This is a genomic window from Parafrankia soli (genome assembly GCF_001854695.1).
In the GTDB taxonomy this organism is placed as follows: domain Bacteria; phylum Actinomycetota; class Actinomycetes; order Frankiales; family Frankiaceae; genus Parafrankia; species Parafrankia soli.
Genome location: NZ_MAXA01000217.1, coordinates 19,617 through 41,245, shown reverse-complemented (window position 1 = coordinate 41,245; position 21,629 = coordinate 19,617). Strand labels below are relative to the sequence as shown.

At 73.2% G+C, this 21,629-nt stretch carries 17 protein-coding genes; 5 read left to right on the top strand and 12 right to left on the bottom strand.

The genetic code is table 11. The features are described from left to right. Positions 1-398 precede the first annotated feature (398 nt). Positions 399-2,498, top strand: a complete 2,100-nt coding sequence (locus tag BBK14_RS18835) for a GGDEF domain-containing protein (RefSeq protein ID WP_071064391.1) — start codon at positions 399-401, stop codon at positions 2,496-2,498. 62 nt (positions 2,499-2,560) lie between these two features. Here the strand turns inward: BBK14_RS18835 and BBK14_RS18830 are convergent, their stop codons facing one another. The 9 genes from BBK14_RS18830 to BBK14_RS18790 form a co-directional block, all read right to left on the bottom strand. Continuing rightward, on the bottom strand, positions 2,561-3,388 hold the full coding sequence (locus tag BBK14_RS18830; RefSeq protein WP_071064344.1) for a bifunctional 5,10-methylenetetrahydrofolate dehydrogenase/5,10-methenyltetrahydrofolate cyclohydrolase: 828 nt from the start codon (positions 3,386-3,388) through the stop codon (positions 2,561-2,563). Continuing rightward, positions 3,385-4,008, bottom strand: coding sequence for a cyclodeaminase/cyclohydrolase family protein (locus tag BBK14_RS18825; protein ID WP_071064341.1), 624 nt, complete (start codon positions 4,006-4,008; stop codon positions 3,385-3,387). The genes BBK14_RS18830 and BBK14_RS18825 overlap by 4 nt, the downstream gene beginning before the upstream one ends. A gap of 348 nt (positions 4,009-4,356) precedes the next feature. Continuing rightward, positions 4,357-5,043: a TetR/AcrR family transcriptional regulator C-terminal domain-containing protein gene (locus tag BBK14_RS18820; RefSeq protein ID WP_071064339.1), complete on the bottom strand. Its 687-nt coding sequence runs from the start codon at positions 5,041-5,043 to the stop codon at positions 4,357-4,359. A 91-nt stretch (positions 5,044-5,134) separates the two neighbouring features. After that, positions 5,135-5,548: a hypothetical protein gene (locus BBK14_RS18815; protein WP_071064336.1), complete on the bottom strand. Its 414-nt coding sequence runs from the start codon at positions 5,546-5,548 to the stop codon at positions 5,135-5,137. Between the two features lie 390 nt (positions 5,549-5,938). Then, complete coding sequence (locus BBK14_RS18810) at positions 5,939-8,326, bottom strand: ATP-binding cassette domain-containing protein (protein ID WP_071064334.1); 2,388 nt, start codon at positions 8,324-8,326, stop codon at positions 5,939-5,941. A gap of 120 nt (positions 8,327-8,446) precedes the next feature. After that, the gene (locus tag BBK14_RS18805; RefSeq protein ID WP_071064389.1) at positions 8,447-8,857 is read right to left on the bottom strand and encodes a VOC family protein; all 411 of its coding nucleotides are present in this window, start codon (positions 8,855-8,857) and stop codon (positions 8,447-8,449) included. A gap of 10 nt (positions 8,858-8,867) precedes the next feature. Continuing rightward, positions 8,868-9,311 carry a helix-turn-helix transcriptional regulator gene (locus BBK14_RS18800; protein ID WP_020461695.1) on the bottom strand — a complete coding sequence of 148 codons (444 nt, stop codon included), beginning with the start codon at positions 9,309-9,311 and terminating at the stop codon, positions 8,868-8,870. Positions 9,312-9,467: 156 nt separating this feature from the next. Continuing rightward, entirely contained in the window at positions 9,468-9,890 is a 423-nt protein-coding gene (gene msrB / locus BBK14_RS18795; protein WP_071064332.1) for a peptide-methionine (R)-S-oxide reductase MsrB, read from the bottom strand. 168 nt (positions 9,891-10,058) lie between these two features. Beyond that, a complete protein-coding gene (locus BBK14_RS18790; RefSeq protein ID WP_071064329.1) occupies positions 10,059-10,472 on the bottom strand; it encodes a hypothetical protein in 414 nt (137 codons plus the stop codon). Between the two features lie 142 nt (positions 10,473-10,614). Here BBK14_RS18790 and BBK14_RS18785 point away from each other — a divergent pair, with 142 nt between their 5' ends. Further along, complete coding sequence (locus tag BBK14_RS18785) at positions 10,615-10,965, top strand: RNA polymerase-binding protein RbpA (protein ID WP_071064327.1); 351 nt, start codon at positions 10,615-10,617, stop codon at positions 10,963-10,965. 108 nt (positions 10,966-11,073) lie between these two features. Here the strand turns inward: BBK14_RS18785 and lnt are convergent, their stop codons facing one another. The 3 genes from lnt to BBK14_RS18770 all read right to left on the bottom strand — a co-directional run bounded on the left by lnt (position 11,074) and on the right by BBK14_RS18770 (position 16,329). Further along, positions 11,074-13,722 (bottom strand): apolipoprotein N-acyltransferase, encoded by a 2,649-nt coding sequence (gene lnt / locus BBK14_RS18780; RefSeq protein WP_420849175.1) that lies wholly within the window; start codon positions 13,720-13,722, stop codon positions 11,074-11,076. A 435-nt stretch (positions 13,723-14,157) separates the two neighbouring features. Beyond that, on the bottom strand, positions 14,158-15,789 hold the full coding sequence (locus tag BBK14_RS18775) for an amidohydrolase (protein WP_071064324.1): 1,632 nt from the start codon (positions 15,787-15,789) through the stop codon (positions 14,158-14,160). A gap of 96 nt (positions 15,790-15,885) precedes the next feature. Beyond that, on the bottom strand, positions 15,886-16,329 hold the full coding sequence (locus tag BBK14_RS18770; RefSeq protein WP_071064322.1) for an Lrp/AsnC family transcriptional regulator: 444 nt from the start codon (positions 16,327-16,329) through the stop codon (positions 15,886-15,888). Positions 16,330-16,661: 332 nt separating this feature from the next. Here BBK14_RS18770 and BBK14_RS18765 point away from each other — a divergent pair, with 332 nt between their 5' ends. From BBK14_RS18765 to BBK14_RS18755, 3 genes are all read left to right on the top strand, one after another. Then, the gene (locus BBK14_RS18765; protein WP_071064320.1) at positions 16,662-17,618 is read left to right on the top strand and encodes a 5'-3' exonuclease; all 957 of its coding nucleotides are present in this window, start codon (positions 16,662-16,664) and stop codon (positions 17,616-17,618) included. A gap of 255 nt (positions 17,619-17,873) precedes the next feature. Beyond that, positions 17,874-20,240 carry an HAD-IB family hydrolase gene (locus BBK14_RS18760; RefSeq protein ID WP_071064318.1) on the top strand — a complete coding sequence of 789 codons (2,367 nt, stop codon included), beginning with the start codon at positions 17,874-17,876 and terminating at the stop codon, positions 20,238-20,240. Further along, positions 20,237-21,499, top strand: a complete 1,263-nt coding sequence (locus tag BBK14_RS18755) for a zinc-dependent alcohol dehydrogenase (RefSeq protein ID WP_071064316.1) — start codon at positions 20,237-20,239, stop codon at positions 21,497-21,499. The genes BBK14_RS18760 and BBK14_RS18755 overlap by 4 nt, the downstream gene beginning before the upstream one ends. Positions 21,500-21,629 lie beyond the last annotated feature (130 nt).

Here is a 21,629-nt window from a genome sequence, read left to right as displayed (position 1 = left end):
CGTGCGGGCGGCCGTTCCGGCGCCTGAGACCCGGCCGTCCGAGCCGGTGCGCCGCCTGATGATGCAGGTCAGAAGCGCGAAGGTCGGGGGAGCACACCCCCGGGGGGTGCGTCGACCGCTGGTGCGGATGCCGGTACTGCATGTCCGACATCCACGAACTAGTTGCGGATGCCCGAAGAGCCTTCATACCCTTCGTTCACGGGGCTTCACTGTGTGTAGCAGCTGGCGGCTGTGGTCGCCGGCGGCGCCGGTCCCACCGAGGGCGGTCCCGCCCCCGGCCGGCGCCGGGCACGGGTCGCCCCGGTTCGTGAACGGATGCCCCGACAGACCTGGATACCGCGAGGTGGGCGCCGCGTGCGTCACCAGCACCGGCGGTGAACGAGAAGGGCCACGTGCGGATGCCGTTACGACAGGCGCCATGGCGACCCGGGCGCGGGCACGTCCCCCCCGGGCTCGGGGCGGTGGTGCGCGCGGTCCGCCGGGCGGCGGCCCGCCGCCCGGCCGGGCTCGTCGCGGTGATCGGGACGTCTCCGGACGGGACCCGACGCCCCGCCGAGCTTCCCGCCACCCACCCGGCTCCAGCCCCGATCCCGACGCGTCCCGCTCCGGCCCGGGTCGCGCCCGCACGGGCCGAGCCGCTGCCGATGCCCGCCTTCGGGCGGGTGGCCCCGACCACGACCGGGCCGCGCGGATGGGCGGCCCGCCAGGGCCTGGTCCACCCCTTCCCCGCCCTACCCAGCCTCCCCGCGGGCCCGCCCACAGCCATCGCCTCCGCCGCGGTGCCCCGCGACACCCCGTTCCCGGAGATGACGGGCGTCCCCCGCGCCGATCCGGGTCACGGCACCTCCGCGGGCCATGGTGCCTCGCTGTTCCTACGGGACGCCACCTGCCCGGCCTCCGCCCTGCCCGGACCTGACAACACCCCCGGCCGCACCCCCGGCCGTGGCGGCGCCGGGCGCCGCTCCCGCAACGAGCCGCGCCCGCGCGCCCGCCCCCGGTTCCTGCCCCGCCTGCCCATGCCACCGCCACCGCGCGGGAGCCTGCGCCCGCCGCGGTGGCGGCGGCCCGGCGGCACCGCGGGCCTGCCGCGGCCGCCCGCCGAGCTGATCGGCATCCTCGCGGTCGAGGCGCTGTTCCTGTTCGCCGCCGTCGTCCTCGTCGCGAACGCCGCCGCCGACCGCTCCCCGCCACGGCCCGCCGAGCTCGCGACCTTCGCCGCCTTCACCGCGCTGGCCGTCGTCACCGGGGTGCTGCTCACCAGCCCCGTCGCGGCCGGCGCCGGGCAACGTGCCGAAGGCGCCACCGCCGCCCCCCAGGACAGCGGCCCTCCCATGACCTCGACCTGGACGCTGCCGGTCGCGCTGCTGCTGCCCCCGCTGTACGCGCTGCTCGCGCACGTCCCGCTCTGGCTGGCGACCGGGGGAGCGGGGCGGCTCGGCCGGCCGGCGGGCCGGGGCGGCTCCCCGCCGCCGGCGCGCATCCGGCTGCACGACACCGCCGCGCTCGGTMTCGCCGGCGCCGCCGCGGCCGCCGTCCACCACCTGATCGCACCCACGACGGACCCGCGGTCCGCGGAGCGGCTCGCCGGCTCGTCGCACACCTTCGCCGCGCTGATCGCGGCGGTCGGCGTCTACGTGCTCGTCGACCGGCTGCTGCGTCCCGGTCACTGGTCCGGCGGGCGGGAGCAGGCGGTCGCGGTCGCGGTGGAGACCGGCGCCGCGCTGATCCTCGCCGTCCTGTGGGCGGCCAGCCCGCTGCTGCTCGTCGTCGCCGCCCCGCTCGTCCTGCTGCTGCGCCGCGGGCTGGCCCACGCCGAGCTGCTCACCGCGGCCCGCACCGACCCCAAGACCCGGCTGGCGACCATGGCCTACTGGCGGCAGGTCGCCCAGCGCGAGACCGCCCGGACCCGCCGGCTGGGACGTCCACTGTCGGTGCTGCTCGTGGACGTCGACCACTTCAAACAGGTCAACGACCGGCACGGGCATCTCAACGGTGACGCGGTGCTGCTCGCCGTCGCCGACGCGCTGCGCCTGGCCACCCGGCCGCAGGACCTCGTCGGCCGGTTCGGTGGGGAGGAGTTCGTCGTGCTGCTCGCCGAGGTCGACCTCGACGCGGCGGCGGCCGTCGCCGAACGCGTCCGCCACCAGGTCGCGGGGGCCAGCACCCGCCTCGGTCGCGCCGAGGTGACCGTCACGGTGTCGGTCGGCGTCGCCTGCACCAGCCCCGCCCGCCCCGACCCGCTCACCCACCAGGCAAGCCCGGCCGGCCCGGCGGACGGGACCGACGCGGCCCGTCGCGGCGCGCCCGGCACCGCCGCGGAACCGGCGTTCCCCGGTCCGCGCGCCGCGGCGCCGGCCACCGACGACCTCGCCATCCTGACCGACCTGCTCGAGCGCGCCGACGCGGCGCTCTACCAGGCGAAACGCGAAGGCCGCAACCGCGTGCGCACCGCCGGAACGGCCGCAGCGGGCGGCGCGCCACCGCGCCCCGCCCGCTGAACTCCCCACACTTCCGAACAGCTTCCGAACTCCCGCGGCTACCTGCTCACCCGTCTACGTGCTCAGCCGCCGGCCGCGCGCACCGTGTTGCGCAGCAGCAGCATCGTCGTCACCGGCCCCACCCCGCCGGGAACCGGGGTCAGCGCGCCCGCGACCGGGGCCACCGCGTCGGCGTCGACGTCACCGACCAGGCCGACGTCCGTCCAGTTCGTGCCGACGTCGATGACGACCGCCCCGGGCCGGACATGCCCGGCACCGACCATCTTCGGCCGGCCGACCGCGGCCACGACGATGTCGGCGTCGTGCGCCACCGTCGCCAGGTCCTTCGTCCGCGAATGGCACACCGTCACCGTCGCGTCCTCGGCGAGCAGCAGCAGCGCCGCCGGCTTGCCCACCACCGAGCTGCGGCCGATCACACACGCCCGGGCGCCGGCCAGCGGCACCGCGGCCCGGTTGAGGATCTCCAGCACGGCCGCCGCGGTCGCCGGCGCGAACGCGGGCAGGCCGAGGGCGAGCCGGCCCAGGCTCAGCGGGTTCATGCCGTCGACGTCCTTGCCCACGGGGATGCGGGCACCCACGTCGGCGGCGGTCAGCCCGTCCGGCAGCGGCGTCTGCACGATCATCCCGTGCACCGCCGGGTCGGCGGCGAGCCGGTCCACGGTGGCGGTCAGCTCGTCCGGGTCCCCGGTCAGCTCGTGGACGGCGCAGCCCACCCCGACCTTGGCGGCGCCGCGCTCGATCACCCGCACGTACGACCGGGCCGCCTCGTCCGCCGTCGGCAGCACGACCGCCAGGGTCGGAGTGACCCCGGTGGCGGCGAGCCGTTCGACGTCGTCGACGACCGAGCGTCCTATGTCAGCGGCCATCGACCGCCCATCCAGCAATCTCATGACCCGATCCGATCTCCCACGGCGCGCATGACGACGTCCGCGCCGGTCACTGACGACAGGTACTTGTCCAGCTCGGCGGCGGTCGCGTCGCGGGTGGCGGCGTCGCTCATCGACGCCAGGTTCACCCGCACGTTGATCGCCGCCGAGTCGAGGGCCGCCCGCGCGCTGGCGGCGGCGACGGCCACGTCCGACAGGACGTTGACGTTCGCGCCGTCGAGGATGCGCTGGCACAGCCCGACCACCTCGGCGGCCGCCGCCGCGGTGCGCAGCGGCACGTCGGCCGCCCCGACCAGCGCCCGCTGGATCGCGGCGCTGCGTGCCGCCTTCTCCTCGGCGGTCTCCTTGGGCAGCCGGTAGGCGTCGGTGACGGCGGTGAACGCCACCGCGTCCGCGTCGGCCAGCGCCAGCGCCTCGCCGCGCAGCCGGTCCGCCTCGGCGCGGGCGGCGAGCATCACCGGTTCGTGCTCGGCGTACCGCGGCTTGCCGATGGTCAGGTTGGTGACCATGCTCACCAGGGCCGCGCCCAGCGCCACCTGCACCGCCGCCGCGGCGCCACCGCCGGGCGCGGGAGCCGCCGAGGCGAGCGCCTCGAGGAACCCGTCGAGCGTCTCGTCAGCCATCGCTTTCGACTCCCGCCTCGATCCGTTGTCCGGATCCGTGCCCGTCCGGACCTGTGCCGGCCAGCTCGCCACGCCGGAACCCCTGTGTGCCGTCACGCTCCCGCGTGGACGGCCGGCCGTGGCCGGGGACCACGGCCACGCCGCGGCGTCACCCGTCCCCACCCGACCCGGGACCGTCCGCATCCGTGCCGCGGATGCGGCGGAGCGGGGACGGCTGGGCGCGGGGCTGGTCGGAGTGCACCGTAGCAAGTGGATCGGCGCCCTGGACGGGGCAGGCCCGGCGCGCGCCCGTCCCGGACGGGATTGTGAGGTTTACCCCTCCGCCGACGGCGACCGGTCCACCGACGCTCACCCTGGCAGCGACCCCATGATCAGGTCGAGGCCGTCGTCGAACTGCGCGGCCGTGTCGGCCCGCAGGAACGGCACCGCCGCCGCCAGGTCGGGCAGCTGGTGCGCCGGCGGGTTGAACGTCGCCGTCGGCGCGCTGGGACGCCGGTCCCGCGCGACCGCGGCGGCCAGCGTGCGCGCCTCGGACAACACATGGCCCAGGCTGTAGAACAGCAGCGTCTGGTAAGCGGACGTCGCCTGCTCGGGGCTCAGGCCCATCCCGCGCAGCAGGCCGAGCGCGTGGTTGGCCCGCTCCCAGTACGCCCGCCCGCCCGGCGGGCGGCGCAGGATCACCCCCGCCATCGTCGGGTGGCGCAGCAGCGACCGCCGTAGCTGGTGCAGGCTCGCCCGCAGGTCGGCCCGCGCGTCCCCGGTCGACGGCAGCGGCTCGTCGCCGGCGATCAGGATGTCGGCGAGGACGTCCAGCAGCTCGTTCTTGGTGCGGAAGTGGCGGTAGACGGCGGTCGGGTCGACCTCGAGGCGGGCACCGAGAGCACGCATGCTGAAGGCGTCGGCCCCGCCGATGCGCACGATCTCCATCGCCGCGTCGAGCAGCACCTCCCTCGACAGGGTGCCCCGAGGCGTGCGCTGCGGGGGAGTCGATGCGCCCGACCGGGGCGCGTCCTCATCCTCGTCCGGTGCCGTCACGACACCTGATCGTAGTGGAACCCACAGCGTGGTCAACGCTGTTGACGTGCCCGCCCGTCAAGGATGATCTTGATAGCCGCGTCATCCCCGCTCACTGCCGCGCCGGGTGCCCGCCCGCGTGACGGGCGGCGTACACCACGGCCGCCGCGGCGAGTACCGCGGACCCGCCGAGCACGGACGTCCCGGGCAGGCTGAAGGCCAGCAGCAGGCAGCCGAGCAGTCCGACGACCGGAACGGCGCGCACCGGACGGCCTTCGGTCGGGGAGAGGGTCCACGCCGCGGCGTTGGCGACCGCGTAGTACAGCAGCACCCCGAACGAGGAGAACCCGATCGCGCCGCGCGGGTCCGTGGTGAGCACGAGCGCGGTGACGGCGGCCCCGGCCCGCACCACCGGAGCCAGACCCGGCACGCCGGCGGCACGCACGGCGTCGGTGAGCGGCGCGGCCGACGCCCAGGCCACGCGCCGCATCCCGGAGTAGTTGACCGCGGTGAGGGTGGCCGCCACCGGTTCGCCCCACGTCCCGCCAGACCCTCAAGATAGTCAACGGTGTTGACGTGCGGGCCCTGCACAAACGATCAAGAAGACAACCAAATGCACAATTGATCAAAAGCCTTCCTCCTCAACGGAAAACCTTCGGTTGAGAGGAGTTTTCGATCATGAAACAGGCTTCGGGTGTCGCCATGATCACCTTCGCCGTGTCCCTCTGGGGCTGCCTCGCGCCTCGCGCTGGACGAAGGCCGCCGCGGACCTTCGCCCATGGCCATGGGCGGGCCTCCCGGTCGGACGCGGGCCTACTTAACATAATGTGCATTATCGGCGCGGTTTCGGGAGGGGTGTTCGGCCCCGTTCGACCTCTATGTGCCGCCGGGGCCCCGCCTGCTGGGCGGTGTTTGGTCAGGTGCCGATGTAGGTGGCGAGGTGTTCGCCGGTGAGGGTGGAGCGGGCGGCGACGAGGTCGGTGGGTGTGCCTTCGAAGACGATCCGGCCGCCGTCGTGGCCGGCGCCGGGGCCGAGGTCGATGATCCAGTCGGCGTGGGCCATGACGGCCTGGTGGTGTTCGATGACGATGACGGACTTGCCGGAGTCGACGAGCCGGTCGAGCAGGCCGAGGAGTTGTTCGACGTCGGCGAGGTGCAGGCCGGTGGTGGGTTCGTCGAGGATGTAGGTGCCGCCCCTGTCGGCCATGTGGGTGGCGAGTTTGAGTCGTTGCCGTTCGCCGCCGGAGAGGGTGGTGAGCGGCTGGCCGATGGTGAGGTAGCCGAGTCCGACGTCGGCGAGCCGGTTGAGGATGGCGTGTGCGGCGGGTGTGCGTGCCTCGCCGGTGCCGAAGAACTCCTGGGCGTCGGTGACGGACATGGCGAGGACTTCGCTGATGTCGCGGCCGCCGAGGTGGTGGTTGAGCACGGAGGCTTCGAACCGTTTGCCGTCGCATTCTTCGCAGGTGCTGGCGACGCCGGCCATCATCGCCAGGTCGGTGTAGATGACGCCGGCGCCGTTGCAGGCGGGGCAGGCGCCTTCGGAGTTGGCGCTGAACAGTGCGGGCTTGACACCGTTGGCTTTCGCGAATGCCTTGCGGATCGGGTCGAGCAGTCCGGTGTAGGTGGCGGGGTTGCTGCGTCGTGAGCCGCGGATGGCGGTCTGGTCGATCGAGACGACGTCCGCGCCGGCGGGGATCGATCCGTGGATGAGGGAGCTTTTGCCGGAGCCGGCGACGCCGGTGACGACGACGAGTACGCCGAGGGGGATGTCGACGTTGACGTCGTGCAGGTTGTGGGTGGTCGCGCCGCGGATCGGGAGCTGGCCGGTGGGGGTGCGCACGGTCGGTTTGAGGGTGGCGCGGTCGTCGAGGTGGCGACCGGTGAGGGTGCCGCTGGTTCGTAGCCCGGCGAGGGTGCCTTCGTAGCAGACGGTGCCGCCGGCGGTGCCGGCGCCGGGTCCGAGGTCGACGACGTGGTCGGCGATGGCGATTGTTTCCGGCTTGTGTTCGACGACGAGCACGGTGTTGCCCTTGTCCCGCAGTCGCAGCAGCAGGTTGTTCATGCGCTGGATGTCGTGGGGGTGCAGGCCGACGGTGGGTTCGTCGAAGACGTAGGTGGTGTCGGTGAGTGAGGAGCCGAGGTGGCGGATCATTTTGACGCGCTGCGCCTCGCCGCCGGAGAGGGTGCCGGAGGGCCGGTCGAGGGAGAGGTAGCCCAGGCCGATCTCGACGAAGGAGTCGAGGGTGTGGTGCAGCGCGGTGAGCAGGGGTGCGACGGATGGTTCGTCGAGGTCGCGGACCCAGTGGGCGAGGTCGCTGATCTGCATGGCGCAGGCGTCGGCGATGTTGGTGCCGGCGATGCGGGAGGAGCGGGCGGCTTCGCTGAGCCGGGTGCCGCCGCAGTCGGGGCAGGTGGTGAAGGTGACGGCCCGGTCGACGAAGGCGCGGATGTGTGGCTGCATCGCTTCACGGTCTTTGGACAGGATCGATTTCTGGATTTTCGGGATGAGGCCTTCGTAGGTGAGGTTGACGTTGTCGACCTTGATTTTTGTGGGTTCTTTGTAGAGCAGGTCGTGGAGTTCGGTCTTGGTGTATCGGCGGATGGGTTTGTCGGGGTCGAGGAAGCCGGAGCCGCCGAAGATGCGGCCGTACCAGCCGTCGGCGCTGTAGCCGGGGATGGTGAGGGCGCCTTCGTTGAGAGATTTGCTGTCGTCGTAGAGGGCGGTGAGGTCGAAGCCGGAGACGGCGCCGCGGCCTTCGCAGCGGGGGCACATGCCGCCGGTGCGGGTGAAGGTCTTTCGTTCGGTTTTGCTGGTTCCGCGTTCGGTGGTGATCGCGCCGCTTGCCCGGACGGTGGGGACGTTGAAGGAGAAGGCGTTGGGTGAGCCGATGTGTGGACGTCCCAGCCGGCTGAACAGGATGCGCAGCATGGCGTTGGCGTCGGTGGCGGTGCCGACGGTGGAGCGGGGGTCGGCGCCGAGTCGCTGCTGGTCGACGATGATCGCGGTGGTGAGTCCGTCGAGAACGTCGACTTCGGGTCGTGCAAGGGTGGGCATGAAGCCTTGGACGAAGGCGCTGTAGGTTTCGTTGATCAGTCGCTGGGATTCCGCGGCGATGGTGCCGAAGACCAGGGAGCTTTTGCCTGAGCCGGAGACGCCGGTGAACACGGTGAGTCGGCGTTTGGGGAGTTCGACGCTGAGGTCTTTGAGGTTGTTCACGCGGGCGCCGTGGACGCGGATGAGGTCGTGGCTGTCGGCGAGGTGGGGCGCGGGCGGCTGCGGGTCCGTCCTCGTGGCGTTGCTCATGGTGTCTCCATCGTGCTGGCCAGCCGGTGGCGACCACCAGGTCGCCACCGGTGTCGGGCGCGGGGGTTGCCGCGTGGCGGCTGTCCGGGTGTCGGGTCCTGGCCGGGTTCGCCGGCTGGTTCAGCGGTGTTCGTTGATCCGGACGAGGTTGCCGGCGGGGTCGCGGAAGGCGCAGTCGCGGACGCCGTAGGGCTGTTCGGTGGGTTCCTGGACGACTTCGGCGCCGCTGGCCTGGACCTTGGTGAAGGTGTCGTCGAGGTCGGCGGTGGCGAGGATGACGTGGGCGTAGTTGCCCTTGGCCATCATCTCGGTGATGGTGCGGTGCTCGTCGTCGGTGATGCCGGGGTAGGCGGCGGGTGGTTCGAGGACGATGCAGGTGTCGGGCTGGGTGGGGGGTCCGACGGTGATCCAGCGCATGCCGTTGTAGCCGACGTCGTTGCGGACTTCGAAGCCGAGGGTGTCGCGGTAGAAGGCCAGGGAGGCGTCGGGGTCGTCGTGCGGGAGGAAGCTGGTGTGGATGGTGATGTCCATGGCGGTCACGCTAGGTGCGGCTGGGTGAGCGCGCTTCTCGATTCCTGACCGGTCTGGTGATCTGTTTGGCGATGCAGGAGGGCATGCCGGCGGTGGCTGCGGCGGCGTGGTGGCGGTAGGCGCTGGGGGGCATGCCGACGAGTTCGGTGAAGCGGCTGCTGAAGGTGCCCAGGGAAGAGCAGCCGACGGCGAAGCAGACTTCGGTGACGGTGAGGTCGCCGCGGCGTAGTAGGGCCATCGCGCGTTCGATGCGCCGGGTCATCAGGTAGGCGTAGGGCGATTCGCCGTAGGCGAGGCGGAACTCGCGGCTGAGGTGTCCGGCGGACATGTGTGCGCCGCGGGCGAGCGCCTCGACGTCGAGGGGTTGGGCGTACTCGCGGTCGATGCGGTCGCGGACGCGGCGGAGGCGGGCGAGGTCTCGGAGGCGCTGTGTCGCGGCGGGACTGCTGCTCACCTGCGGGATGGTGCCATGTCGGGGTGGGGGTGCCAGTGCCAGGCCCGGTGTGGTTCGTGGTTCGTGTGGGGTTGCGGGCTGCCGGGGTGGTGTCCGGCAGCCGGTGCGGGATGAGGTGTGGTCGGCCTGGTCGGGTTGGTCAGCTGGCGTGGTGTTTCAGCTGGCGTCGGTGTTGTCGAGGTCGAGGGCGAGGCTGTTCATGCAGTACCGCTGGCCGGTGGGGGCGGGGCCGTCGTCGAAGACGTGGCCGAGGTGGGAGTCGCAGCGGGCGCAGCGGACCTCGGTGCGGGTCATGCCGTGGCTGCGGTCGGTGATGAGGGTGACGGCGTCGGCGGTGACGGGCTGGTAGAAGCTGGGCCATCCGGAGCCGGAGTCGTATTTGGTGTCGGAGGTGAACAGGGGGGCGCCGCAGGCGCCGCAGCGGTAGGTGCCGCTGGTCTTGTCGTAGGTGTAGGCGCCGCTGAAGGGGGCTTCGGTGGCGGCCTGGCGCAGGATGGCGTAGCGCTGGGGGTCGAGGAGCTGGCGCCATTCGGTGTCGCTGCGGACGACCTTCTCGTCGGTGGTCGGCTGGTCGGTCATGGGATGTCCTTCCTGGCGTGGGGTGGTGCGGGGTGGCCGGCGGGTGTGTGGGTGTGCCGGTTTTGGCTGGCTGGCGGGTGTGGTGTTGTGCGCGGGTCGGGTGTTCCTGTCTGTGTGCTGTGTGGTGGTCCCGTGGTGGTCAACGCGGCGGGCGGCCGGTTTGTTCTGTCATGCGACTGGTGCCGCGGTGCCAGTTCGGGTGTTTGTGGGGTGGTGGCGGGTGAGGGTGGTGGCGGCGAGGGCGACTCCCCCCGTGGCGGCGGCGGCCATGGCGGTGCCGGCGGCGGGTGGGAGCTGGCGGCGGGTGGTGGCGTGGGTGAAGACCGCGGCGTCGGCGGCGTCGGCGAGCAGGCCGGCGAACAGCCATCCGCGGGTGGGCGCGCCGGTGAGCTGGGCGTGGAGGAGTCCGGCGCCCAGGGCGAGGTCGCGGATGCCGGCGAGGCGGGCGAGCCAGGCGATCTTCTCGGCGGTGACGCGGTCGACGCCGGTGGCGCGGATGATTCGGACGGGTCTGGTCAGGGCGGTGAGCCCGACGGTGGTGCGGGTGAGGCCGTTCAGCAGGATCGGAGCCCGGTTCGTCACGCGCCGTGTATCCTTTGCAGTCGGTGGAGCACACAGTGTGATTGCGATCTCGTTACCTGGCCTTCCGGGGTGGGAACGACTTCGCTTGTCCGTACGTTGGACTCGGTTGAGGTCCACACGCCACGACGCTCTGAGGAGTCATATGGGCGAGCGCATTCTGCGGGGCAGCCGTCTCGGTGCAGTGTCCTACGAGACTGACCGCAGCACGGAGCTTGCCCCGCGGCAGACAGCGTCGTACGACTGCCCGAACGGTCACCAGTTCACCATGCCCTTCGCGGCCGAGGCCGAGGTGCCTTCGGCGYGGGAGTGTCGCGTGTGTGGGGCGGCGTCGGTGATCGTGGACGGTGAGCGGCCGGAGCCGAAGAAGAGCAAGCCRCCGCGTACGCACTGGGACATGTTGATGGAGCGTCGGACGACCGACGATCTGGAGGAGGTGCTGGCCGAGAGGCTGGCGGTGCTGCGGGGCACGGGTGCGGACAGGCGGTCCGCCTGAGGGTGTGAACGGTCCCGGGTCTGCCGGTTCGCGGTGCCGGTGAGGCGCGGGTAGGTCGGAAACGTCGATGTGGGGTGGCAGCGTGCGCTGCCACCCCACATCGACGTTTCAGGGCCGGCCGGCGTCGACGGTGTCGGGTCCGGTGGCGGTCGGGGTGGTGAGGCTGTCCGTGGTGGGGTCGGTGGGCCGGGCGGGGGTGGGGATCGCCGCGCCCGCGCCGGTGCGCTGGCTGGTGCTGGCGGGGCCGCGGCGCAGGGAGGTCAGGGCCCACCAGCCGACGCGCCAGAATCCTTCGGCGACGATCGCGCGGCTCATCTTCGACGCGCCGCGTTCGCGTTCGACGAAGTCGATGGGGACTTCGACGACGCGGAACCCGGCCTGCCAGGCGCGCCAGGCGAGGTCGACCTGGAAGCAGTAGCCCTGGGAGGCGACCTGGTCGAGGTCGCGGGCGCGCAGGACGTCGGCGCGGTAGGCGCGGAACCCGGCGGTGGCGTCGTGGAGGGGCACCCCGAGGGCGGCGCGGACGTAGGCGTTGGCGCCGCGGGAGAGGACGAGCCGGCTGCGGGGCCAGTTGTGGACGGTGCCGCCGGGGACCCAGCGGGAGCCGATGGCCAGGTCGGCGTCGGTGAGGGCGTCGAGTAGGCGGGGTAGCTGTTCGGGCTGGTGGGAGCCGTCGGCGTCCATTTCGACGATGATGTCGTAGCCGTGTTGCAGGGCCCAGGTGAAGCCGGCGATGTAGGCGGAGCCGAGGCCGGATTTGCCGGGCCGGTGCAGGACGTGGATGTGGTCGTCGTCGTCGGCGAGCTCGTCGGCGATTTTCCCGGTGCCGTCGGGGCTTGCGTCGTCGATAACGAGCAGGTGGACCGCGGGGTTCGCCTGGCGTAGCCGGCGCGTGGTGTCCGGCAGGTTCTCCCGTTCGTTGTAGGTCGGGACGCAGACGACGACGCGGGTGGCTTCCACGCCTCTCCTCTTCTGGTCGGTGCCGGCGGCGGGTTGGTGCGTTTCCCCCGGGTGCTGGTGGTCGTCGCCGGTCCGGTCGGTGGATGTCGGGGTGGGTTGGTGGGTGGTGCTGGTCGGGTCGTTGTCGCCGGGGTGGTGGCGGGTGCGCCGGGGGTGGGTCAGTCCAGCAATCATGGCGAGTGCGCCGAGGGCGGTGAGCACCGCCTCCGGGACGATACCGAGGCGGGTGGCGAGGGTGTGGGTGGTGCGTAGTGGGAGTTGTGCGGACAGTACGCCGGCTTCGTAGAGCCCGGTCTGGGTGAGGATGGTGCCGTCGGGGGTGATGAGGGCGCTCTGACCGCTGGTGGAGACCTGGATGGTGGCGCGGCCGTGTTCGACGGCGCGCAGGCGGCTCATGGCGAGTTGTTGTTGGCTTTCGCCTTTGCGGCCGAAGGAGGCGTTGTTGGTTTGGATGACGAGGAGTTCGGCGCCGTGGTTGACGTTGTCGCGGACGAGGCCGTCGTAGGCGACTTCGAAGCAGATGACGTCGCCGATGACGGTGCCGGCGACGGGTAGGGCGCCGGTGCTGGTGCCGGCGAGGAAGTCGTTGGGCATCTCGTCGGCGAAGCGGCTGATGAGTTTTTCGAGCAGGGCGCGGCCGGGGAGGTATTCGGCGAAGGGGACGGGGTGGCGTTTGACGTACATGGCGCCGGTGGGGCCGTCGGTGGTCCAGATGAGGCCGGCGTTGCGGACGTGGCGGGGGCCGGGGCCGTCGAGGACGGCGCCGACGAGTAGTGGTGCGCCGGCGACGGTGGCGGCGTGGGTGAGGGCGGCGTGGGCGGTGGGGTTGGTGAGGGGGTCGATGTCGGAGGAGTTCTCCGGCCACAGGACGAGGTCGGGTTGGGGGGTGCGGCCGGCGCGGACGGCGGCGGCGAGGTTCTCGGTGCCGGTGACGTGGTTGTCGGTGACCTGGAAGGCCTCGCCGAGGGCGCCCAGGCCGCCGGCTTCGGGGACGTTGCCCTGGACGGCGGCGACGTTGAGGGTGCCGTGCTGGGCGGTGGTGGGCAGGGGAACGGCGAGGCCGGCGAGGGTGAGCGTGAGAGCACCGGTGAGAGTGGCCAGTAGTGGCCGGATGCGGGTCGCCGTGCCGCCGGTGGCCCGTGCGGCGGCTCCTGTACCCGTGGCACGGGCGGTGGTGGCGTGGGTGAGGGCTGTGGCGAGCAGCGCGGCGGTGGTGGCGACGGCGAAGGTGACCAGAGGCGCGCCGCCGAGCGCCGCGAGGGCGGTGTAGGGGCTGTTCGGCTGGCTGAACGCGATCCGCCCCCAGGGGAAGCCCCCGAAGGGCGCACGGCCCCGTAGCGCCTCCTGGGCGACCCAGATGGCGCCCGTCCACAGCCACGGTGCGGGTAGCCGCTGAACGAGGGTGGTGGCGGGTGCTACGAGGGCGAGGAGGGCGGCCTCGGCGGTGGACAGCACGATCCAGCCGTCGGCGCCGACGAAGGAGACGAAGCGCAGCAGGGGTAGCAGGAACGCGAGGGAGAACAGCATTCCCAGCCCGTAGGAGGCTCGTAGACGCCGCCCGCGGACGGTCAGGGTGAGAACGGTCAGGGCGACCGGTGCCAGCGGCCACAGGCCGACCGGGGGGAAGGCGAGGTAGAGCAGGGCGCCGGCGAGGACGGCCAGGGCGGGCCGGGTGAGGCGGGTGAGGCGGCGCGGTAGGGCGCGGCCGGTGGGGTGTGGGGGTGTGGGGGGTGCGCCCGCCGGGGCGGGGTCGAGCGGGCCGGGCTCGAGGGCGGGTGTGGCGGGCGCGTCGGTCACCGGTCCAGTGTCGGTTACGGGGGCGGTGTCGACCACGCCGGGCTGGGTGGGTGTGGATGGCCGGGTGGGGTGTGGGTGGTGGTGGCGGGGGTGTGAGCTGGGCGGGTGGGGTGTCGGGTGCGGCGGGTCACTCCACACCCCCGGAGTGGGACCACATTGGGACTACCGGGGGTTTTCGGGTGCGGTCCGGTGCGCTTCCCAGTCTGTGCGGGGTGTGGTCGAATCGCGCGGTGCTCGGCCCTGGGTACCCGACCGATCCGGCGGGGTCGGGTGCGGTAGCGGGGCCGGTGGGGTTCCGGACCGTCCGTTAGACAACGGTGTCGTGGCGGGTAGCGTGGCGGCTCCGGTTCGAAGGACGGTCCGGATCCCGACCGGCCCACACCAGCCCCCACCGCGCTGCGGTGACCTGACCCGCGGCTGGTCCAGCAGGCGGGCTCAGAGCAGGTCGTGCAGGGTCTGTCCGCGCAGCACGGTGCGCAGGCAGCGTGGCGCGCTGCCGGTGCGGTCAAGCTGGTCAAGGAGAACATCCAGTGGCCCGGCGGGCTGGGCGGCCGGCGGCCCGGCGGGCCGCGGCGGGTGGGGGGTCTCCCAGATCGCGAAGGTCGCGGGCGCGCCGACGGTGATCCGTCCAGCACCGCCGGCGCCGGCGCGGGCGGCCAGCCAGCCGCCGCGGGTGGCGGCGGTGAACGCCGCGGCCCCGCTGATCCGCGCGGACGGGGTGTGATGGGTGGCCGCGGCGTGTACCGCTCCCCACGGGTCGAGGGGGGTGACGGGACTGTCGGAGGACAGGGCGAGTACGACCCCGGCGCGGTGCAGCGCGGCGAACGGGTTCATCGCGCTGGCACGGTCGGCGCCGAGCCGGCGGGTGTACAGGCCGTCGGGGCCGCCGTAGCGGGCGTCGAACGCGGGCTGCACGGAGGCGACGAGCCCGAGGCGCGCCATGGCGGTGATCTGTTCGGGGTGCAGCAGCTCGGCGTGTTCGACCCGGTGGGTGCCGGCGTTGATCGTGGCGGTGCCGACACGGGCGGCGGCGGCGCGCACCCCGTCGAGGACGGTGTCGAGGGCGGCGTCGCCGATGGCGTGGAAGCCGGTCTGCAGGCCGGCGGCGACCGCGTCGAGGACGGTGTCGCGGACGTCGTCGGCGTCGCGGTGCAGCTGCCCGCGGTGGGTGGGCTGGTCGGTGTAGGGGCTGCGTAGCGCGGCGGTGTGCGAGCCCAGGGAGCCGTCGACGAACAGGTCGCCGCCGTAGCCGACGGGGCCCAGGCCGGGTTCGGTGTTCAGGGCGGTGGCGACGGTGAGTTCACCGGCCCAGTAGCCGGTGATGGTGGGGCCGGGTTCGTCGCGGGCGAGGGTGAGCAGGGCGGCGAGGTCGTCGGCGGAGGAGACCTGCGGGCCGGCCATCTCGTGCAGGGCGGCGATGCCGAGGGTGGCGGCGTGGGCGCGGACGCGGCGGGCGGCGGCGCGGCGGGTGGTGGGGGGCAGGTCGTGGTAGGCGGCGGTGCGGGCGAGGTGGTGGGCGTCGTCGCGGCACAGGCCGTCGCCGAGCCAGCCGGTGGCGTGGTGGGCGCCGCTGCGGGTGGCCAGGTGCGGGGAGATGACGGCGGTGTGGCCGTCGGCGCGGGCGAGGTAGACGTCGACGGGCCCGGCGGCGCGGGCGAGTTCGCCGCTGGTGGGGGGTCGCTGTTCGGGCCAGCGGGTTTCGTCCCAGCCGGTGCCGAGCAGTGGCTGGCCGGGCCGGTGGTGGGCGGCGCGGGTGAGCTGGTCGAGGGTGTGGCGCAGGGACGGGCTGTCGGTGAGGTCGACGCCGTCGAGGGCGAGCCCGGTGGCGGTGGTGTGCAGGTGGGCGTCGACGAAGGCGGGGGTGAGGGTGGCGCCGCGCAGGTCGACGGTGTGGTCGACCGGGCCGGCTGGTGGCGGGCCGCTGGCGTCGGGCTGGTCGTCGGTGCCGATCCAGGTGATGGTGGGGCCGTCGGTGAGCAGGGCGGTGGCGTGCCGGTGGGTGGGGCTGTGGACGTGTCCGTGGTGGTAGAGGACGCGTCGGGCTGCCGGCAGGTGGTGGGGGCTCACGGTCCCTACTGTGCCGGGTGGGTGGCGCTCACCTGTGGTCCGCGGTGGGCGGTGTGCGCGGCACCGGGCCGATGGCCGGTGGGGGTGCGGGTGGGTTCACAGGTTGGGTGGGCGGTTTTCGTAGGGGGTGGAGAGCACGACCATGGTGCGGGTCGACACGTTCGCGGCGGCGCGGATCTCCTGCAGGAGGCTTTCGAGGGCGGCGGGGTCGGCGACGCGGACCTTGAGCAGGTAGCTCTCCTCCCCCGCGACGCTGTAGCAGGCCTCGATGGCGGGCAGGTGGGTGAGCCGGTCGGGGGCGTCGTCGGGCTGGCTGGGGTCGATCTCCTTGATGGAGACGAAGGCGGTGAGGGCCAGCCCGACCTGGGAGGGGTCGACGAGCGCGACGTAGGAGGTGATGACGCCGCGCTGCTCCAGGCGCCGGACCCGCTGGTGTACGGCGGACACCGACAGGCCGGTGGAGCGACCGAGGTCGGTGAAGCTCATCCGGCCGTCGCGGCACAGCAGCTGCACGATCTGACGGTCTAGGTCCTCCAGCACGATCCGGAGGTTACGCAGATCGCGGCGGTGGAGGGGGCGCGGACGGCGATGTCTGGTCCCGGCGGGACTTTTCGGTGCGGGTGCGGGTGCGGGTTCGGGACCGGTCGACACGGACGGTGGACGGCTGCTGCCGCTACGCAGCCTGGCTGCGTGCCCGGTGTCGGGTGGGGGTGGGTGTCCGGTGCCATCCGGTGGGGTGGCGGTGGCTGTTGTCAGGGTTGGGTTGGCCGGGGTCGAGATGATCTGTCGGCAGCACATGCCAGTCTGACAACGTGACCAACTTTCACGGTGATTCCTCTGGCGTCGCGCCGCGGGTGGGGGGTGGTGGGGGTGTGGATCGGCTGCTGCTCGCGGACACCCCGTCGTTGTATTTCCGGGCTTTTCACGGGGTGCCCCGGTCGGTGCGGGCCCCTGACGGGATGGCGGTGAACGCGGTGCGGGGTCTGCTGGACGTGCTGGCCCGGCAGATCGTCGAGGTGCGGCCGCGGCGGCTGGTGTGCTGTTTCGACGCCGACTGGCGGCCGGCGTTCCGGGTGGCGCTGATCGGCTCGTACAAGGCGCACCGGGTCGCCGACGCCACCCCCGGCCCCGCGGCCGGGGCGGGTGGGGTGGAGGAGGAGGTGCCGGACGAGTTGGCGGCGCAGCTACCGGTGATCGACGCGGTGCTCGACGCGTTCGGGATCGCCCGGGTGGAGGCTGCCGGCTTCGAGGCCGACGACGTGATCGGCACGCTGGCGACCCGGCACAGCGGCCGGCCCGGTGGCGGGCCGGTGGACATCCTGACCGGGGACCGGGATCTGTTCCAGCTGGTGTGTGACGACACCGGCGTGGTGGTGCGGTACGCGGTGGAACGGTTCGCGGTGGTCGACGAGGCGTCGATCAGTGCCCGCTACGGGATCCCGGGCCGGGCCTATGCCGATTTCGCGGTGCTGCGTGGTGATCCCAGTGACGGTCTGCCGGGGGTGGCGGGGATCGGCGCGAAGACGGCGGCGGCGCTGCTGGGTCGTTTCGGGTCGCTGCGGGCGATTCTCACCGCGTTGGACGCCGGGGGTGAGGACGGGTTCCCGGCCGGGGCGCGCCGCCGGCTGACCGCGGCCCGTGACTATGTGGACGCCGCGGTCACCGTGGTCGGGGTGGTCCGCGATGTGCCGCTGGGCCCGGTCGCCGACGTGCTGCCCGTCCGGCCGGTGGATGAGGCGGCGCTGGCGGCGCTGGCGGGCCGGTACGGGCTGGGCGGGTCGGTGGACCGGCTGACCATGGCGTTGGCCACCCTCGCCGAGGGCCCCTGACTTTGGGGGACGGGTATTTCCGGGGGGCGCGGGGGGTGCCGCGTACGGTCACGGGGGCGGGTTCGGGGCGGGTCGGCGCGGGCCGGCGGCGTGGTCGGACCGGCGGTGACGGTAGGTTGCCCCTGATCTGGCAGCGTGCGTGTACACGCAGGTGACCGACGGGTTCGTTCGTGGACGGTCCGGTGTCGCCTACTGTTGCGCACCGGGCGTCCGTCGGGGACGCCGGTGGGGCTGCGGCGAGTGCGGAGGTGACCGGTGGGGCTGCGCGAGCGGCTCGCGGGCAGGCGTGTGTTCGTGACCGGGGTGACCGGGTTCGTCGGTGAGGCGCTGTTGGAGAGGCTGCTCTCGGAGTTCCCGGACACTCAGGTCGTGGCGCTCGTGCGGCCCCGGGGCAGCCATTCGGGGATGGCCCGGTTGGAGCGGATGACCCGTAAGCCGGCGTTCGCCGGGCTGCGGGAACGGTTGGGCCGTGAGGGGCTGGCGGCGCGGCTGGCGGCGCAGGTGCGGGTCATCGAGGGTGACCTGGCCAGTATGGGTGAGCTGCCCGCCGACCTGGACGTGGTGATCCACTGCGCTGGGGAGGTGTCGTTCGACCCGGCGATCGATGAGGGGTTCGCGACGAACCTGGGCGGGGTGCAGGAGCTGCTGCGCGCGGTGCGCGCCGCCGGGGCCCGTCCGCATCTGGTGCACGTGTCGACCGCCTATGTCGCCGGGTTGCGTTCGGGGCACATCGCCGAGGGCCGGCTGGCCCATGAGGTGGACTGGGCGGCGGAGCAGGCGTCGGCCGCGCGGGCCCGCCAGGCCGCGGAGGACGCGTCGCGTTCGCCGGAGAACTCGGCGCGGTTCCGTGAGCAGGCGGAGGCCGAGCATGTGCGGGCCGGCGCGCAGACGGTGTCGGCGCAGGCGGAGGCGGCGCGGCGGGCGTGGGTGGCGGCGCGGTTGGTCGCCGCGGGCTCCGAACGTGCGCAGGTGCTGGGCTGGACGGACGCGTACACGTTCACCAAGGCGTTGGGTGAGCGGTATCTGGAGGACTCCCACGGCGATCTGCCGTTGACGATCGTCCGCCCGTCGATCATCGAGAGCGCGCTGGCGAAGCCGTTCCCGGGGTGGATCGAGGGGTTCAAGATGGCCGAGCCGCTGATCCTGGCGTTCGGCCGCGGGGAGCTGCCGGACTTCCCGGCGTCCCCGGATGCCGTCGTTGACATCATCCCGGTGGATCTGGTCGTCAACGCGCTGCTGGCGGCGGCGGCGGCGAGCCCCCCGCCGCCGGAGCGCCCGGCCTACTACACGGTGTGTTCGGGGTTCCGGAACCCGCTGCTGTTCCGTGACCTCTACGACTATGTGCGGGGCTATTTCCTGGCCGATCCGCTGCCGCGGCGGGGCCGCGGGCATATCGGGGTTCCCGAGTGGCCGTTCGCCGGGGCGGTGGCGGTGGAGGCGAAGCTGCGCCGCGGGGAGAAGGCGGTGGAGTGGGCGAACCGGGCGTTGGCGCACGCGCCGCGTTCGGAGCGGGTCCGCCGGCTGGCCGTCGACCTGGAACGTACCGAGGGGCGGGTGGCGTTCCTACGCCGTTACTCCGATGTGTACCGGGCGTACACGAAGGCCGAGCTGGTCTACGTCGATGACGCCACCGCGGCGCTGCACGCGGCGATGGACCCGGCCGACCAGGTCGATTTCGGGTTCGATCCGGCGTGTTTCGACTGGCGGCACTACCTGCAGGACGTGCACTGCCCGGCGGTGACGCAGGTGCTGCGCCGGCCGCGGGATGCCGCCCCGGCGCGGCGGATGGCCCGCAACCTCACCGCCGGTGAGGGGGTGCTGGCCGTGTTCGACCTGGACGGGACGTTGGTGTCCTCGACGGTGGTCGAGTCGTATCTGTGGCTGCGGCTGGCTGACGGCGACGTCGGGGAACGGGCCCGGGAGCTGGTGTCGCTGGCGCGGGCACTGCCGGGGTATCTGCGTGCCGAGCGCCGTGACCGGGGGCATCTGATTCGTTCGGTGTACGGCCGGTACGCCGGCGCCGACCCGGTGGAGCTGGCCCGGGTCGTCGACGAGGTCGCCGCCGATGTGGTGTTGCGGCGGGTGAAACCGGCGGCGGTGCGCCGCGTGCGGGAGCATCGCGCGGCCGGGCATCGCACTGTGCTGCTGACCGGGGCGGTTGATGTGCTGACCCGTCCGCTGGCGCCGTTGTTCGACGAGATTGTCGCGACCGGCCTGGAAGTCGGCGCGGATGGCCGGTACACGGGACGGTTGTTGTCGTCGCCGCTGGTCGGGGATGCTCGGGCGGCGTTCGTGGATCATTACGCGCGGCGCCGGGGGGCGGACCTGTCCGCGTCGTGGGCGTACGCGGACAGCCTGTCGGATCTGCCGATGCTGCGCACGGTGGGTAATCCGGTGGCGGTGAACCCGGATGTGGCGTTGCACAAGGTGGCGCGGGGGGCGGGCTGGCCGATCGAGGAGTGGCCGTCGACGCCGGGTGAGCCGCGGTTGATGGTCGCCAGCCGCGCCGAGCGGGGCCTGTTCGCCGCGGCGGCCCGCGCCCGGGTTGCCGCGGGCGGCCTGTCAGGGTCGGGGTCGGGTGGGAGTGGTGTTGTGCGGGTGGAAGGGGGTGAGGGCCGGTGACACGCGGTCTGGAATTGTACCGGTCGCTGCCGCGGTACGCGGCGGCGCGGGTGGTGTCGGGCCGGTTCCCGCGGCTGTCGGGGGCGGCGGCGACGACCGCGGCGCCGCTGCGGCTGGTCGACCGGGGGGATCCGGGTCTGCCGGGGCCGGGGTGGGTGACGGTGCGGCCACGGCTGGCGGGGATCTGCGGGTCGGATCTGGCGACGGTGACGGGGCAGAGCTCGTTCTACTTCTCCCCGCTGGTGTCGATGCCGTTCACTCCCGGTCATGAGATCGTCGGTGACCTGCAGGAGGCGGTGACGCTCGCCGACGGGCGCCGGTTGGACGCAGGTGCCCGGGTGGTGATCGACCCGGTGCTGGGCTGTGCGGCCCGCGGGTTGGAGCTGTGCGTGGGCTGCGCGGCGGGCCGGACGTCACGGTGTGACCGGATCACGGTGGGGCATCTGGCGCCGGGGTTGCAGACCGGGTTCTGCGCGGACACCGGCGGCGGGTGGAGCCGGGCGCTGGTCGCCCATCACAGCCAGTTGCATCCGGTGCCCGACACGCTGCCCGACTCCCGGGCGGTGCTGGTCGAGCCGTTGGCGACCGCTGTGCACACCGCGGGTCGCTGCGGGGTGCGTTCCGGGGACCGGGTGCTGATCATCGGGTCGGGGGCGGTGGGCCTGCTGACGCTGCTGGCCATCCGCGCCTATACGAAGGCCGAGCATGTGACGATGGTCGCCAAGCATCGCCGGCAGGTGGAGTTGGCGCGTCGTTTCGGCGCGGACGAGGTGCTCGCCCCCGACGACGCGGTCGGTGGGGTGCGTCGCGCGAACCGGGCGTTGCGGCTGACCCCGCAGCTGGGTGGGGAGTATCTGCTCGGCGGGGTGGATGTGGCGATCGACTGTGCGGGCAGCGCGTCGTCGCTGTCGACGGCGCTGCGGGTGACTCGGGCCGGTGGCCGGGTGGTGCTGTCGGGGGTGCCGGCGGGGTCGGTGGATCTGACCCCGCTGTGGTTCCGGGAGTTGGAGCTGGTGGGGACGTACGCGTCGTCCGGCGGCGCCCGGCCCGGCCGGGCCGGTACCGAACCGGCAGGAGCGGCGGAGCCGGTGGAGTCGGATTTCGGGCGGGCGTTGGCGCTGGCCGCCACGGCCCCGCTCGACGGGGTGGTGTCGGCGGTGTATCCGCTCGCCCGGTGGCGGGAGGCGTTGGACCATGCGTTGTCCGCGGGGCGTCTCGGCGCCGTGAAGATCGTTTTTGATCCGGCGGCGTCGGCGTGAGCGCGACGCGCGCCGCGCCGGTGCGGTCCGGTGGGCGTGGGGGCGCCGGTGGGAGTGGCACGGTCGGGGTATACGGGATTGTCTCCCCGCGCGGCGGTCCTCGCCGCGGGGCGGGCGGGCGCGGGGGCGC